The following is a 13,878-nucleotide window of genomic DNA, read 5'->3' as shown; positions in this document are numbered from 1 at the left end:
AGGGGCTGCCGTCGATGGTATGCGTCCGCTGTCGGTGCGGGGCCTTAGGGTCTGGCGCATGGAAACCAGTGCCGAGGGGACGGCCGCACGGGTGGCGACCGCTGTGCCCGCCGCGCCCGCCTCCCTTTCGCCCTCCCGCGCGAGCGACTTCATGCAGTGCCCGCTGCTGTACCGCTTCCGGGTGATCGACCGGCTTCCGGAGAAGCCGAGCGAGGCGGCGACCCGGGGCACGCTCGTGCACGCCGTCCTGGAGCGGCTGTTCGACGCCCCGGCCGTGGACCGCACCGCGCCGCGCGCCAGATCGCTGGTGCCCGGCCAGTGGGACCGGCTGCGGGAGTCCAAGCCGGAGCTGGTGGAGCTCTTCGCGGGGGACGAGGACGGCGCCCGGCTCACCCGCTGGCTCGGCGAGGCGGAGCAGCTGGTGGAGCGCTGGTTCACCCTGGAGGACCCGACGCGTCTGGAGCCCGCCGAGCGGGAGCTGTTCGTGGAGGCGGAGCTGGAGTCGGGGCTGCGGCTGCGCGGCATCATCGACCGGGTCGACGTCGCGCCCACCGGCGAGGTGCGCATCGTCGACTACAAGACCGGCAAGGCGCCCCGCCCCCAGTACGCGGAGGGCGCGCTCTTCCAGATGAAGTTCTACGCGCTGGTGGTCTGGCGGCTGAAGAAGGTGGTGCCCCGGCGGCTCCAGCTGGTCTACCTCGGCAGCGGGGACGTCCTCACCTACGACCCGGTCCCCGCCGACCTCGAACGCGTGGAGCGCAAGCTGCACGCGCTGTGGGAGGCGATCCGCGAGGCCACCGAGACGGGCGACTGGCGGCCGCGGCCCACCAAGCTGTGCGGCTGGTGCGACCACCAGGCGCACTGCCCGGAGTTCGGGGGCACTCCCCCGCCGTATCCGCTGCCGGTGAGGGCGGCCGCGGCGGACGGCACCGTACAGGGCAGAATGGCCCAGGGCCTTCCGTCGGATCCCGCCTGATCCGAGTGGACGGCCCCTGGGCTAGCAAGAGGGAGACTCACGTGGCCATCCGTGTCCTACTGGTCGACGACCAGCCGCTGCTGCGCACCGGTTTCCGGATGATCCTGGAGGCCGAACAGGACATCGCGGTCGTCGGCGAGGCGGGCGACGGACTCCAGGCGCTCGACCAGGTCCGCGCCCTGCAGCCCGATGTCGTCCTGATGGACATCCGGATGCCCCGTATGGACGGCGTGGAGGCCACCCGCCAGATCACCGGGCCCGGCCGCGACGGACCGGCGAAGGTCCTGGTGCTCACCACCTTCGACCTCGACGAGTACGTGGTGGAGGCGCTGCGCGCCGGGGCCAGCGGCTTCCTGCTCAAGGACGCCCCGGCGGGCGAACTCGTCCAGGCCATCCGGGTGGTGGCGGACGGCGAGGCGATGCTCGCGCCCAGCATCACGCGCCGCCTCCTGGACAAGTACGCGGGCCACCTCCCCTCCGGCGACGAGCCGGTGCCGGACGCCCTCAACACGCTCACCGAGCGCGAGGTCGAGGTGCTGAAGCTGGTGGCGCGCGGGCTGTCCAACGCGGAGATCGCCGCGGACCTCTTCGTCAGCGAGACCACCGTGAAGACCCATGTGGGCCATGTGCTCACCAAGCTGGGCCTGCGCGACCGGGTGCAGGCCGCGGTGTACGCGTACGAGAGCGGGCTGGTGCGCCCCGGGGCCCAGTAGGCGTCCCGCCCGCGGGCGGGACGAGGCGGAGAACGAGGCGGAGAACGAGGCGGCGGGCCCGCGGCACCGGAGTGCCGCGGGCCCGCCGTCGTTCACGGATGCCGCCGGGGCCTCAGTCGCTGACGCCCCGGCTCAGCTCCCACAGCTGGAGCACGGAGGAGGAGTTCAGCGCCCACTCCACGCCCTGGATGTCGTCGCGGGCGGCCACGTACTGCTTGCCCTGCCACAGCGGGAGCACCGGGACGTCCTCGGCGACGATGTCCTGGATCTCCTCCAGGCTCTCGGCGGCGCCGAGCCGGTCGGCCTCGCGGCGGGAGGCGGGGATCAGCTCCTCGCGGATCCGGCTGTCGGCGTAGGAGGAGCCGAGGAAGTTGTCCTTGTCGAGGAAGGGCGCGAGGAAGTTGTCGGCGTCGGGGAAGTCGGGGAACCAGCCGAGTCCGTAGACCGCGTACTCGCCCCCCAGCTGCTCGGGGCGGTACTTGCTCCACTCGGTGCCCTCGATGCGCGCGCGGAAGAGGCCGCTGTCGTTGAGCTGGTCGCGCAGCAGCGCGAACTCCTTCTTCATCGCCGGGCCGTAGTGGTCGGTGGTGTAGTGCAGGGTGAGCTTGACCGGGGTGGAGATGCCCGCCTTCTTCAGTGTGGCGCGGGCCTGGGAGTCGCTCGGCCTGCCGTAGGTGTTGAAGAAGGAGTTGGCGTGCCCGGTGATGTTGGTGGGCACCAGGGAGTACAGCGGCTCCGCGGTGGCGCCGTAGACCTTGGCGGCCAGCGCGCCGCGGTCGACGAGCTGGGCCATCGCCTTGCGGACGGCCTTCTCGCGGACCGAGGGCGCCTCGGTGTTGAAGCCGAGGTAGCGGATCTCCAGGCCGGGCAGCTCCACCAGGTTGATGTGCCGCCCGGTGGCGGTGGACAGCTCGCGGATCTGCTCCGGTGACATGGTGCGCGTCATCAGGTCGATGTCGCCCTTGTCGAGGGCCCTGCCCATGGCGTCGGCACCGGCGAAGGAGCGCAGCTCCACCTTGTCGTTCTTCGGCTTCAACTGGCCCTGGTAGTGCGGATTGCGGGTGAAGACGGCCTTGACGAGCGCGCCGCCCTCGGTCTCCGCCTTCATCCGGTACGGGCCCGATCCGCTGATCTCGAAGCCGTCGCGCAGCCGCCCGGCCCGGTAGTCCGCCGGGTTGACGATGCCCGCGGCGGGGGTGGCGAGCTTGTACGGGAAGGTGGCGTCGGCGGTGTTGAGGTGGAAGACCACCGTGTCCGCGCCGCGGGTCTCGATGGTGTCGATGCTCGACAGGAGGGCGACCGGGCCGCTCTCGCTCTTGATGGCGCGGACCCGGTCGAGCGAGAACTTCACGTCCTTCGCGGTGACGGGGGTGCCGTCGGAGAACTTCAGGTCCTCGCGCAGGGTGCACTCGTAGCGCTCGTTGCCGGTGTCGGTGAAGCGGCACCGGCGGGCGGCCTCGGGCTCCGGCTCCCCGTCGCCGCGGGGCACCGCGGTGAGGGTCTGCACGGTCTGCCGCAGGACGTTCCAGGTGCCGGCGTCGTAGGCGAAGGCCGGGTCGAACGGGGCGGGGGCGTCCTTCGAGGTGGTGAACCGGTCGGTGGTGCCCACGACGATGGCCCCGCCGTCCCCGCCGCCGCCACCGGAGCCCCCGCAGGCTGCGAGCGCGAAGGCCAGCAGGCCGACGACGGCCGGCAGCACCAAGGTCTTACGGTTCATGCGCGAAGTTCTCCCGGACTGGGTTCCCGGACTCCGGGCGCGGCGGGGGTGGGCCGCGTGGTGTACGGGGGTTGAGGCGTGGTTCTCACGGCCTGACACTAACCCCCGTATCCGAGCGCCTCGGGCGTCAGCGGGCGAGAGCGCGGTTACGCAGCGAAACCGTACGCGGACTGTGCGAAACCCCGACACGGGCCGCTTTCGAACACGGGCTGACGAATCGGGGCACAAGAGGCGCGGCGGTGCCCGGATCCGCCCGCTCGGAGCGGGACGGGGCCCGCCGCGGTCAGTCCGCTGGTGGCGGATTTCACACGATCCGTCCGGGCGGAAAACAGCCGCTTCCGGCCATTTCCCACCCGGCGCCGCGGGGCCGCGCGCACCGGTCCGGCGGCGGCACCGCCCCGGGTCTGATCAGCCCTTCACCAGGCTGCGCAGGAAGCGCAGGTCGACCTTCTCCAGGGAGGGGACCACGGTGCGCCCGGGCGCCGGGGAGATCGGCGCGACGGAGGGCACGGCGACGACGGTGCAGCCCGCGGCCTCGGCGGCGGCGACTCCGGTGGCGGTGTCCTCGATCACCGCGCATCTGACCGGATCCGCGCCGAGGCCCGCCGCGGCGAGCAGATACGGGTCGGGGTGCGGCTTGGTCCGCTCGACCTCGTCGCCCGCCACGGTGAGGGCGAAGTGCCCGGCGCCGAGCGAGGTCAGCACCCGGTCGATGATCCGCCGGTGGGAGGCGGAGACCAGGGCGGTGGGCACCCCGTTCGCGGTCAGCTCGGCGAGCAGCCGCTCGGCGCCCGGCATCAGCGGCAGGGTCCGGCCGATGCGCTCCTCGAAGCCGTCGTTGAGCAGGACGACCAGCTCGTCCAGGGAGACCTCGGCGCCGGTGGCCTCGATCAGGAAGCCCGCGCTGCGGCTCATCGGGCCGCCGACCACGACATCGCGCCATGCCTCGTCGAGGCGGTGGCCGAGCCGGGCGAAGACCTCCACCTCGGCCTCCCACCAGAAGCCCTCGGTGTCCACCAGGGTGCCGTCCATGTCGAGCAGGACGGCTTCGAGCACGGAGCTCTCCGCCTGCTGGGTACCGAGCGCCGGGACCGTACTGGTCATCTGGCCGCTCACCGCCTTCCGTGGGGGACGGGCAGGCCGGTCGCCCCCAACCGCGGGCGACCGGCCTGTACTGGACCGACCAGTGTACGGCGGACCGGGCCCGCCCGCCCTGTGCGGCGGCGCACACCTCGGGTCTTTCGCGTACGGCGGGCCGGACCCGGTGGTCAGCGGGCGTTGAAGTACTTGGCCTCGGGGTGGTGGATGACCAGGGCGTCGGTGGACTGCTCGGGGTGGAGCTGGAACTCCTCGGACAGCTCGACGCCGATCCGCTCCGGCTCCAGGAGCTCGGCGATCTTCGCGCGGTCCTCCAGGTCGGGGCAGGCGCCGTAGCCGAGCGAGAAGCGGGCCCCGCGGTACTTCAGCGCGAACATGTCCTCCATGGCCTCCGGGTCCTCCCCCGCGAAGCCGAGCTCGGAGCGGACCCGGGCGTGCCAGTACTCGGCCAGCGCCTCCGCCAACTGCACGGAGAGGCCGTGGAGTTCGAGGTAGTCCCGGTAGGCGTTGGCGGCGAACAGCTCGGCGGTGGACTCGCCGATCCGGGAGCCGACGGTGACCACCTGGAGCCCGATGACATCCGTCTCGCCGCTCTCCTCCGGGCGGAAGAAGTCGGCGAGGCAGAGCCGGCGGCCGCGGCGCTGGCGCGGGAAGGTGAAGCGGGTCCGCTCGGCGCCGTCCTCACCGAGGATGATCAGGTCGTCGCCCTTGGACACACAGGGGAAGTAGCCGTAGACGACGGCGGCCTCCAGGAGGTTCTCCCGCTGGAGCTTGTCCAGCCAGCCGCGCAGCCGGGGGCGGCCCTCGCTCTCCACCAGTTCCTCGTAGCTCGGCCCCTCGCCGGTGCGGGCCTGCTTCAGCCCCCACTGCCCCTTGAAGAGGGCGCCCTCGTCCAGCCAGGAGGCGTAGTCGGCGAGCTGGATGCCCTTGACCACGCGGGTGCCCCGGAAGGGCGGGGCGGGCACCGGGTTGTCGGTGGCCACGTCGGAGCGGACGGTGCCCTCCTCGGGGCGCTCCTCGACCACGGTGGCCGCGGCGGCCCGGACGCGGCGCTGCTTCAGCTCGGGCAGCTGGGCGCCCGGCACTCCCCGCTTGACCGCGATCAGGGCGTCCATCAGGCGCAGGCCCTCGAAGGCGTCCCGGGCGTAGCGGACCTCGCCCTGGTAGATCTCGTGCAGGTCCTGCTCGACGTAGGCGCGGGTGAGGGCGGCGCCGCCGAGGATCACCGGGAAGTCGGCGGCCATGCCGCGCTGGTTCAGCTCCTCCAGGTTCTCCTTCATGATCACCGTGGACTTCACCAGGAGCCCGGACATGCCGATGACATCGGCGCTGTGCTCCTCGGCGGCGTCCAGGATGGCGGCGACCGGCTGCTTGATGCCGAGGTTGACGACGTTGTAGCCGTTGTTGGACAGGATGATGTCCACCAGGTTCTTGCCGATGTCGTGGACGTCGCCGCGCACCGTGGCGAGCACGATGGTGCCCTTGCCCTGGGAGTCGGACTTCTCCATGTGCGGCTCCAGGTGGGCCACCGCGCTCTTCATGACCTCGGCGGACTGGAGCACGAAGGGCAGCTGCATCTGCCCGGAGCCGAAGAGCTCGCCGACGACCTTCATGCCGTTCAGGAGGGTCTCGTTGACGATGTCCAGGGCGGGCCGGGTCTCCAGCGCCTCGTCGAGGTCGGCCTCCAGGCCGTTGCGCTCGCCGTCGATGATCCGCCGCTCCAGGCGCTCGCCGAGCGGGAGCGCCGCGAGTTCCTCGGCCTTGCCCGCCTTCATCGACTTGGTGTCGACGCCCTCGAAGAGTTCGAGCAGCCGCTGCAGCGGGTCGTAGCCCTCCGCGCGGCGGTCGTAGATCAGGTCCCGGGCGACCTGGACCTGCTCCTCCTCCAGGCGGGCGATCGGCAGGATCTTGCTGGCGTGCACGATCGCCGAGTCGAGCCCGGCCTTCACGCACTCGTCCAGGAAGACCGAGTTGAGGACGATACGGGCGGCCGGGTTCAGGCCGAAGGAGATGTTGGACAGGCCCAGCGTGGTCTGCACGTCCGGATGGCGGCGCTTGAGCTCGCGGATGGCCTCGATGGTGTGGACGCCGTCCTTGCGGGACTCCTCCTGGCCGGTGCAGATGGTGAAGGTCAGGGTGTCGATGAGGATGTCCGACTCGTGGATGCCCCAGTTGCCGGTCAGGTCCTCGATGATCCGCTCGGCGATGGCGACCTTGTGCTCGACCGTACGGGCCTGGCCCTCCTCGTCGATGGTCAGCGCCATCAGCGCGGCGCCGTGCTCCCGGGCAAGCGCGGTGACCTTGGCGAACCGGGACTCGGGGCCGTCCCCGTCCTCGTAGTTGACCGAGTTGATCACCGCGCGGCCGCCGAGCTTCTCCAGTCCGGCCCTGATCACCTCGATCTCGGTGGAGTCGAGCACGATCGGCAGGGTGGAGGCGGTGGCGAAGCGCCCGGCGAGTTCGGCCATGTCCGCGGCGCCGTCCCGGCCCACGTAGTCGACGCACAGATCGAGCATGTGCGCCCCCTCGCGGATCTGGTCGCGCGCCATCTCCACGCAGTCGTCCCAGCGGCCCTCCAGCATGGCCGTACGGAACTTCTTGGAGCCGTTGGCGTTGGTCCGCTCGCCGATGGCGAGGTAGGCGGTGTCCTGGCGGAAGGGCACCGTCTGGTAGAGCGAGGCGGCGCCGGGCTCCGGGCGGGGCGTCCGCTCGGCGGGCACCTCGCCGCGCACCCGCTCGACCACCTGGCGCAGATGCTCGGGCGTGGTGCCGCAGCAGCCGCCGACCAGGGAGAGCCCGTACTCCTGGACGAAGGTCTCCTGGGCGTCCGCCAGCTCCGGCGCGGTCAGCGGGTAGTGCGCGCCGTCCTTGCCGAGCACGGGCAGGCCGGCGTTGGGCATGCAGGCCAGCGGGATCCGGGAGTGGCGGGCGAGGTAGCGCAGGTGCTCGCTCATCTCGGCCGGTCCGGTGGCGCAGTTCAGGCCGATCATGTCGATGCCGAGCGGTTCCAGGGCGGTCAGCGCGGCGCCGATCTCCGAGCCGAGCAGCATGGTGCCGGTGGTCTCGACGGTGACCGAGCAGATCAGCGGCAGGTCGGTGCCGGTGGCCTCCAGGGCGCGCCGGGCGCCGAGGATGGCGGCCTTGGTCTGCAAAAGGTCCTGGGTGGTCTCCACCAGGAGCGCGTCCGCGCCGCCCGCGATCATGCCCTCGGCGTTCTGCTGGTAGGCGTCGCGCAGCGTGGTGTACGGGGCGTGGCCGAGGGTCGGCAGCTTGGTGCCCGGGCCCATCGAGCCGAGGACCCAGCGCTGCTGCCCGGTGGAGAGGGTGAACTCGTCGGCGACCTCGCGGGCGATGCGCACCCCCGCCTCGGAGAGCTCGTAGACCCGCTCCGGGATGTCGTACTCGCCGAGCGCCGCGTGGTTGGCGCCGAAGGTGTTGGTCTCCACGCAGTCGACGCCCACCGCGAAGTACTCCTCGTGCACCGTGCGCACGATGTCGGGGCGGGTGATGTTCAGGATCTCGTTGCAGCCCTCGAGGTTCTGGAAGTCGTCCAGGCTGGGGTCCTGCGCCTGCAGCATGGTGCCCATCGCGCCGTCGGCGACCACCACCCGGGTGGCGAGGGCCTCGCGGAAGGCGGCGATACGGGTACGGCTGTCGGCGAGGTCGGGGGTCGGCAACGAGGCCATGAGAATGCTCCCTGGGATGCGACGGCTGTCGGCTTTGCGGCTTCCCTGCGGAAGGCGCACCGGGCCAGCCTAACCGTGCCCGGGCCCGGCCGTCAGGGCGTCCAGCACGCGGACGCCCGTGCCACAGTCCGGACCCCGGTGCCGAAGGGGCCCGTCAGGGGCGTGTTCCGCCTCCCGCGGCGGGGCGCGGCGGTCCGGCCGTGCCGCGGATCGCGGGGCGGCGGACCCGCGGCACGCGGTGTGGCGTGTATTGGCGGCAGGTCGGTAAAGACCGATAGTGTTCAGCATTGCCGAACACCACGGCCTTGCACCCTACTTGCCGACCTCCTTCGCTGCCGCCCCCGGGCGCAGCGCCCCGGGTGGCTCGCCGAGCCGCCGCCCCCTGCCCGTCCTCACCGGCCCCGCCGCTCTCGCCCAGGCCGTTCGAAGGGAGCCCCGCGCATGGCACGCAACATCCAGTCCCTGGAACGCGCGGCCGCGGTACTGCGCCTGCTCGCGGGCGGCGAGCGCAGGCTGGGCCTCTCCGACATCGCCACCGCCCTGGGCCTGGCGAAGGGCACCGCCCACGGCATCCTGCGCACCCTCCAGCAGGAGGGCTTCGTCGAGCAGGACCCCGCCTCCGGGCGCTACCAGCTCGGGGCGGAGCTGCTGCGCCTCGGCAACAGCTACCTCGACGTGCACGAGCTGCGCGCCCGCGCCCTGGTGTGGACCGACGACCTGGCCCGGGCCAGCGGCGAGAGCGCCTACCTCGGGGTACTGCACCAGCAGGGCGTACTGATCGTGCACCACGTCTTCCGGCCCGACGACAGCCGCCAGGTCCTGGAGGTCGGCGCGATGCAGCCGCTGCACTCCACCGCCCTCGGCAAGGTGCTCGCCGCCTACGACCCGGTGGCCCACAGCGAGCTGGTCGAGTCCGAGCGGGGCAGCTTCACCGTGCACACGGTGACCGGCCTCGGCCGCATCGAGACCACCCTCGACCTGATCCGGGCCCGCGGCTACGCCACCGACATCGAGGAGACCTGGGAGGGCGTCGCCTCGGTCGCCGCCCCCATCCACGACCGCCGCCGGATGCCGGTGGGCGCCGTCGGGGTGACCGGGGCCGTCGAGCGGGTCTGCAAGGAGTCCGAGCCGCTGCCCGGCCTGATCGCCTCGGTGCGCGACTGCGCCCGCGCCGTCTCCCGGGATCTGGGCGCCAGCCGCTTCTGAGCCGGTGCGCGCGCCTCCGGGCGGGGCGCCTGCCCAGCGGGGCGCACCGGCGCCGCCCAGGGCCTTCCCGTACCCCCTCCCGGCGGGCCCGAGCGGCCTCCTCTCCCCGGCCCCGAGCGGCCTGCCGAGCCCGGCTCGCGGGCACTCCGAGGGCCCCTCCCGGTCCGCCCGACATGCGGATGGCGGCCGGAGCGCGGACGATCGATAACGATCGGAAATCCAAGTCAATCCGATAGCCGCACCGTCTTGACGAGTTGGTGACCCCGCCGCGAGACTCGCGCCCACCGGTCGGCATTGTCGAACACCTTGCGGCAATACGCGCTAGGGTGTGACAAGGCCACGGGCCGGTACGCCCTCACCCGAGGGCACGAACCACCGGTGGGACCCGGGGTTCGCCTTCCCCTGGACGAAGGACAAAGGAGTCGCGGGTGTCCAGCTCCGACATCTTCACCGGCGAGGTCATCGGGACCGCCGTACTCATCCTGCTCGGCGCCGGCGTCTGCGCCGCCGTCACGCTCAAGCGCTCGAAGGCACAGAACGCGGGCTGGCTCGCCATCACCTTCGGGTGGGGCTTCGCGGTGCTCACCGGCGCCTACATATCGGCCGGTGTCTCCGGCGCCCACCTCAACCCCGCGGTCACCCTCGGTCTCGCCATCCAGGGCGGCACCGAGTGGTCCGACGTACCGCTCTACCTGGCCTCGCAGCTGCTCGGCGCGATGATCGGCGCCGCCCTGGTCTGGGTCGCCTACTACGGGCAGTTCCGCGCCCACCTCTCGGACCCCGAGATCGTCAACACCCCGGGCCCCGAGGGCATGGTCGACGAGCGCCTCGAACCCCAGGCCGGCCCCGTGCTCGGCATCTTCTCCACCGGTCCGGAGATCCGGCACGCGGTGCAGAACCTCCTCACCGAGATCATCGCGACCGTGGTCCTGGTCCTGGCCATCCTCACCCAGGGCCTCAACGACGAGGGCAAGGGCCTCGGCGTCCTCGGCGTCCTCATCACCGCCCTCGTGGTGGTCGGCATCGGCCTCTCGCTCGGCGGCCCGACCGGGTACGCCATCAACCCGGTCCGCGACCTCGGCCCGCGCATCGTGCACGCCCTGGTCCCCATGGCCAACAAGGGCGGCTCGGACTGGGGCTACGCCTGGATCCCGGTCGTCGGCCCGCTCATCGGCGGCGCCCTGGCGGGCGGACTCTACGAGCTCGCCTTCGCCTGATCCCGCCCCGCGACCGCACCACGACCCGAGGAGCACACCGTGACCGACCAGACCGCCAGCAACTCGCACGGCACCGGCCCCTTCATCGCGGCCATCGACCAGGGCACGACGTCGAGCCGCTGCATCGTCTTCGACCGCGACGGGCGCATCGTCTCCGTCGACCAGAAAGAACACGAGCAGATCCTCCCCAAGCCGGGCTGGGTCGAACACAACGCGGCCGAGATCTGGACCAATGTCCAGGAAGTCGTGGCCGGAGCGATCCAGAAGGCCGGGATCGGCCGGGACGACATCAAGGCGATCGGCATCACCAACCAGCGCGAGACGACGCTGCTCTGGGACAAGAACACCGGTGAGCCGGTGCACAACGCCCTCGTCTGGCAGGACACCCGCACCGACGCCCTGTGCAAGGAACTCGGCCGCAACGTCGGCCAGGACCGCTTCCGCCGCGAGACCGGGCTGCCGCTCGCGAGCTACTTCGCGGGACCGAAGATCCGCTGGCTGCTCGACAACGTCGAGGGGCTGCGCGAGCGCGCCGAGGCCGGGGACATCCTCTTCGGCACCATGGACTCCTGGGTCATCTGGAACCTCACCGGCGGCGCCCAGGGCGGCGTGCACGTCACCGACGTCACCAACGCCTCGCGCACCATGCTGATGAACCTCCACACCATGAAGTGGGACGACAAGATCCTCACCTCGATGGAGGTCCCGGCCGCGGTCCTGCCCGAGATCCGCTCCTCCGCCGAGGTCTACGGCGAGGTCACCGGCGGCCCGCTCGGCGAGCTGCTCGGCGGGGTGCCGGTCGCCTCCGCGCTCGGCGACCAGCAGGCGGCCCTCTTCGGCCAGACCTGTTTCGCCGAGGGCGAGGCCAAGTCCACGTACGGCACCGGCACCTTCATGCTGATCAACACCGGCGGGAAGGCGATCAACTCCTACTCGGGGCTGCTGACCACGGTCGGCTACCAGATCGGCGACAAGAAGCCGGTGTACGCCCTGGAGGGCTCCATCGCGGTCACCGGCTCCCTGGTGCAGTGGATGCGCGACCAGATGGGCCTGATCAACTCGGCCGCCGAGATCGAGACGCTCGCCTCCTCCGTCGAGGACAACGGCGGCGCCTACTTCGTCCCGGCCTTCTCCGGCCTCTTCGCCCCGTACTGGCGCTCGGACGCCCGCGGGGTGATCGCCGGACTGACCCGGTACGTCACCAAGGCGCACATCGCGCGCGCCGTGCTCGAGGCCACCGCCTGGCAGACCCGCGAGATCTCCGACGCCATGACCAAGGACTCCGGCGTCGAGCTGACCACGCTCAAGGTCGACGGCGGCATGACCTCCAACAACCTGCTGATGCAGACCCTCTCGGACGTCCTGGACGCGCCCGTGGTGCGCCCGATGGTCGCCGAGACCACCTGCCTCGGAGCGGCCTACGCCGCCGGCCTCGCCGTCGGCTTCTGGCCGGACACCGAGGCGCTGCGCGCCAACTGGCGCCGCGCCGCCGAGTGGACCCCCCGCATGGACGCGGAGACCCGCGAGCGCGAGTACAAGAGCTGGCTCAAGGCCGTGGAGCGGACCATGGGCTGGCTCGACGACGAGAGCTGACCGCAGGTCGGCAACTCTCAGTAGCACTAGAGGAGTTGGACACATGACCACCCTGCAGAGCGTTCCCGCACCCGGAACGCGCCCGACTGCGGGTTCCCGGCCGGAACGGGCCGAGACCCGGGAGCGCCTGTCCGCGGCGACCTTCGACCTCCTGGTGATCGGCGGCGGCATCCTGGGCATCTCCACCGCCTGGCACGCCGCACAGTCGGGTCTGCGGGTGGCCCTGGTGGACGCCGGCGACTTCGCCGGCGCCACCTCGTCCGCCTCCTCCAAACTGCTCCACGGCGGTCTGCGCTACCTGCAGACCGGCGCGGTCCGGCTGGTCGCCGAGAACCACTTCGAGCGGCGGGCCGTCTCCCGCCAGGTCGCCCCGCACCTGGCCAACCCGCTCACCTTCTACCTGCCCGTCTACAAGGGCGGCCCGCACGGCGCCGCCAAGCTCGGCGCCGGCGTCTTCGCCTACTCCGCGCTCTCCGCCTTCGGCGACGGCGTCGGCCACCTGCTGAGCCCCGCCAAGGCCCAGCAGGACGTCCCCGAGCTGCGCACCGAGGGCCTCAAAGCCGTGGCGGTCTACGGCGACGACCAGATGAACGACGCGCGGATGGCCCTGATGACGGTGCGCGCCGCGGCCGAGGCAGGCACCGTCGTCCTCAACCACGCCGAGGTCACCGGGCTGCGCTTCACCCGCGGCCGGGTCAGCGGCGCCGAGCTGCGGGACCGCGTGGACGGCGCCGAGTTCGGGGTGCAGGCGCGCCTGGTGCTCAACGCCACCGGCCCCTGGGTGGACCACCTGCGCCGGATGGAGAACCCGGACGCGGCCCCCTCGATCCGGCTCTCCAAGGGCGCGCACCTGGTCCTCAAGCGGACCGCCCCCTGGCGCGCCGCGCTCGCCACCCCGATCGACAAGTACCGCATCACCTTCGCCCTGCCCTGGGAGGACATGCTCCTGCTCGGCACCACCGACGAGGAGTTCGAGGGCGACCCCGGCGAGGTGGCGGTGACCGAGAGCGACATCGACCAGATACTCGACGAGGCCGCCTTCTCGGTCCGCGACAACCAGCTCAAGCGCGAGCTGATGACGTACGCCTTCGCCGGACTGCGGGTGCTGCCCGGCGGGCCCGGCGACACCTCCAAGGCCAAGCGGGAGACGGTGGTCACCGAGGGTCCCGGCGGCATGCTCTCGGTGGCGGGCGGCAAGTGGACCACCTTCCGGCACATCGGCCGCACCGTGATGAACAAGCTCGCCACGCTGCCGGGGCGGCCGCTCGGCGAGGACATGGAACCGCAGTCCCAGCTGCCCAAGCGGCTGCCGCTGCCGGGCATCGCCAACCCGCGCGCCGTCACCCACCGGCTGCTCGTGGACGGCCCCGCCCCGGGCCCGCGGATGGCCGCCGACACCGCCAAGCACCTGGCCACCCACTACGGTTCGCTGGCCCTGGACATCGCGCGCCTGGCCGAGGAGCGCCCCGAACTGGCCGAGCGCATCCACCCGGACGCCCCGGAGATCTGGGCCCAGGTCGCCTACGCCCGCGACCACGAGTGGGCCGAGACCGCGGAGGACGTCCTGCGCCGCCGCACCACCCTGACCATCCGCGGCCTCGACACCGAGGACATCCGCGGCAAGGTGGAGAACCTGCTGCGCCGCTGAGCGGCAGGCTCTCGGCAACAGGGC

At 71.9% G+C, this 13,878-nt stretch carries 9 protein-coding genes; 6 read left to right on the top strand and 3 right to left on the bottom strand.

Going from position 1 to position 13,878, the window contains the following annotated elements; genetic code table 11:
- The first annotated feature begins 58 nt into the window (after window positions 1-58).
- Together MID12_RS28105 and MID12_RS28100 are read left to right on the top strand one after the other, a co-directional pair.
- Window positions 59-976: a RecB family exonuclease gene (locus MID12_RS28105; protein WP_263171682.1), complete on the top strand. Its 918-nt coding sequence runs from the start codon at window positions 59-61 to the stop codon at window positions 974-976.
- A gap of 41 nt (window positions 977-1,017) precedes the next feature.
- Window positions 1,018-1,689, top strand: coding sequence for a response regulator (locus MID12_RS28100; protein ID WP_263171679.1), 672 nt, complete (start codon window positions 1,018-1,020; stop codon window positions 1,687-1,689).
- Between the two features lie 112 nt (window positions 1,690-1,801).
- Here MID12_RS28100 and MID12_RS28095 read toward each other — a convergent pair whose 3' ends face one another.
- The 3 genes from MID12_RS28095 to metH all read right to left on the bottom strand — a co-directional run bounded on the left by MID12_RS28095 (window position 1,802) and on the right by metH (window position 8,190).
- The gene (locus tag MID12_RS28095) at window positions 1,802-3,406 is read right to left on the bottom strand and encodes an ABC transporter substrate-binding protein (RefSeq protein WP_263171676.1); all 1,605 of its coding nucleotides are present in this window, start codon (window positions 3,404-3,406) and stop codon (window positions 1,802-1,804) included.
- A 408-nt stretch (window positions 3,407-3,814) separates the two neighbouring features.
- The gene (locus MID12_RS28090) at window positions 3,815-4,510 is read right to left on the bottom strand and encodes an HAD family hydrolase (RefSeq protein ID WP_263171673.1); all 696 of its coding nucleotides are present in this window, start codon (window positions 4,508-4,510) and stop codon (window positions 3,815-3,817) included.
- A 164-nt stretch (window positions 4,511-4,674) separates the two neighbouring features.
- Window positions 4,675-8,190, bottom strand: coding sequence for a methionine synthase (gene metH, locus MID12_RS28085; protein WP_040254941.1), 3,516 nt, complete (start codon window positions 8,188-8,190; stop codon window positions 4,675-4,677).
- 441 nt (window positions 8,191-8,631) lie between these two features.
- On the opposite strand from metH, the gene MID12_RS28080 reads away from it, so the two are divergent.
- From MID12_RS28080 to MID12_RS28065, 4 genes are all read left to right on the top strand, one after another.
- Window positions 8,632-9,396, top strand: a complete 765-nt coding sequence (locus tag MID12_RS28080; protein WP_040254940.1) for an IclR family transcriptional regulator — start codon at window positions 8,632-8,634, stop codon at window positions 9,394-9,396.
- Window positions 9,397-9,824: 428 nt separating this feature from the next.
- Complete coding sequence (locus MID12_RS28075; RefSeq protein WP_040254939.1) at window positions 9,825-10,613, top strand: MIP/aquaporin family protein; 789 nt, start codon at window positions 9,825-9,827, stop codon at window positions 10,611-10,613.
- Window positions 10,614-10,652: 39 nt separating this feature from the next.
- On the top strand, window positions 10,653-12,206 hold the full coding sequence (glpK, locus tag MID12_RS28070; protein WP_040254938.1) for a glycerol kinase GlpK: 1,554 nt from the start codon (window positions 10,653-10,655) through the stop codon (window positions 12,204-12,206).
- 43 nt (window positions 12,207-12,249) lie between these two features.
- On the top strand, window positions 12,250-13,854 hold the full coding sequence (locus MID12_RS28065) for a glycerol-3-phosphate dehydrogenase/oxidase (RefSeq protein ID WP_040254937.1): 1,605 nt from the start codon (window positions 12,250-12,252) through the stop codon (window positions 13,852-13,854).
- Window positions 13,855-13,878: the final 24 nt, after the last annotated feature.

Origin of the sequence: Streptomyces sp. SCSIO ZS0520, from assembly GCF_025643355.1 — a bacterium.
In the GTDB taxonomy this organism is placed as follows: domain Bacteria; phylum Actinomycetota; class Actinomycetes; order Streptomycetales; family Streptomycetaceae; genus Streptomyces; species Streptomyces physcomitrii.
Note: the sequence above shows the minus strand (reverse complement) of the source record. Positions and strands in the feature narration are given on the sequence as shown.

Excerpts from the sequence above, each read along its gene's own strand:
- MID12_RS28105 (WP_263171682.1), top strand. The coding sequence starts at position 59 with ATGGAAACCAGTGCCGAGGGGACGGCCGCACGGGTGGCGACCGCTGTG.
- MID12_RS28065 (WP_040254937.1), top strand. The coding sequence starts at position 12,250 with ATGACCACCCTGCAGAGCGTTCCCGCACCCGGAACGCGCCCGACTGCG.
- MID12_RS28095 (WP_263171676.1), bottom strand. The coding sequence starts at position 3,406 with ATGAACCGTAAGACCTTGGTGCTGCCGGCCGTCGTCGGCCTGCTGGCC.
- MID12_RS28080 (WP_040254940.1), top strand. The coding sequence starts at position 8,632 with ATGGCACGCAACATCCAGTCCCTGGAACGCGCGGCCGCGGTACTGCGC.
- metH (WP_040254941.1), bottom strand. The coding sequence starts at position 8,190 with ATGGCCTCGTTGCCGACCCCCGACCTCGCCGACAGCCGTACCCGTATC.
- MID12_RS28090 (WP_263171673.1), bottom strand. The coding sequence starts at position 4,510 with ATGACCAGTACGGTCCCGGCGCTCGGTACCCAGCAGGCGGAGAGCTCC.